We start from the raw sequence: 1,583 nt of genomic DNA, 5'->3' as shown, positions 1-1,583 counted from the left end.
GTTATCACCTGACATAAAATCAAGGCGCTTAGCAGGGTTACCTCGATGACAAGTGAAGCAATACTGCTCAAACAACTTAAGTTCTTGATATTCGTTTATCTCTAACTTAGGCGCGCTACTCACTCGTGGCAAAGACATGTCAGATGTATCTAAACAACAATACTGAAGATCCTTAGCTAATAAAGCCTTCATAGTTGCCACCCGAGAAAAAGGCTTTGCTTCAAAGAATTCAACCGGTAAGTCAGAAACTCTTTGCAAGATGGCGTCTATCTTGTAGCTATAGTGAGCGTTGAGTGTTTTCAAATCTGAGTCAGTGAAGAAACTGGCGATACCATAGACACCATCGATATCCGATTTACTTAGCGTTTGTTTTGGCTCCCGCTTCGTTAATGGGTCCTGCCTTGGTGGCAGAGGTGGTAGCTTTTCAAACGCATTGAGATCTTCATTGTCTTTGGCGCCGTCACCAAAGCTAATATCAGGAGTAAGGGTTGCGTATAGCCACTCGGTAAAGGTGTTTGACTCACCACTTGGGTCTCGATTAGCCAAGTCGGATTGTGGCACCTTAATGCCCGTCTCGGGATAAGTATTCGCCCAGAGCTTGAGTAAGGTATTCACCTCTTTACTCATTGAATCAAACAAGCCTGGCTGATCTGCGTAACGTAGAGCGAGTGACAATAGTGCACGTCGACACTCATTGCCTTCGACTCCACAAGCATCTAGCCATACGCGCTGGCTAGCTACATGAAAATTTCCAACATCAGTGAGTTCATCAAAACGCTCAGGCGTAGCCAGCGGTTGTTCAATGTCTACCCCCCAATAAGGCTCGTTACCTCTGGCCGCCTGTATACGTTTAGCAACACTTAACTGTCCATTGGTTTCTTGCCAAGGGCGCTGCGAGAAAATAGGCCCGCCCCCTTGGTGGCAGGTCAGGCAGATCGCTCGACGAGTATAGACAATTCTTGGCACACACCCTTCACAATAATTTTGCACCAGCTGAAACTCAAACCGCCCTGCGCCTTCATTGTAGCTAAGCACCTCTATTTCATTTGCCCCTTCGACTAGCGCAACAAAAAGCTGGCCTTGGGTATTCATACCCAAACCCGCTGGGGTGTTTTCTTCCTGAAAGTCTGGCGCAATCAGTATTCGAGGTAAATGATGATCAGCTTGGCCTTTTAGCAGTGAACGGCCATCAGGAATCAGCAATGACAGCGGCGCTTCACCTTCAGGGTGCTGGCTCTGCAAGAGCTTGATCATTTCAGTAAAAGGGTAAGGCAAGCCATCATTCTGCGCGATTATATGGTCGAACAAAGAACGGGTTCCCTCAGGAGGGAGGTCTGTATCAGGTATCAGCTGACTATGCAGAGACGACTCTTCTACACCATCAAGAGATTGAGTGAGTTCAGAAATAGACGGATTATCAGCGTGATTGATAGACCAATATGTAATGCCAATAGCGAGCATACACAACAGGACTAACGCACTTATTGCTCTAGATAGATTCATTATTAACATTGCCCAGCTAAAGCAGCCCTTGTGATAACAAAGCTGCCTCAGCTCAAGCAATTAGGCCTCCCCATTCGTTT

1 protein-coding gene is annotated in these 1,583 nt (G+C 46.6%); it reads right to left on the bottom strand.

Annotated elements, in window-relative coordinates; all coding sequences use genetic code 11:
* On the bottom strand, positions 1–1,503 hold a 1,503-nt coding region (locus A3757_RS20285; protein ID WP_197470165.1), incomplete at its 3' end, for a hypothetical protein.
* Positions 1,504–1,583 lie beyond the last annotated feature (80 nt).

This window comes from Oleiphilus sp. HI0117 (assembly GCF_001635235.1).
The sequence above is the reverse complement of the archived record's forward strand: the minus strand, read 5'-3'. Positions and strand labels throughout refer to the sequence as shown.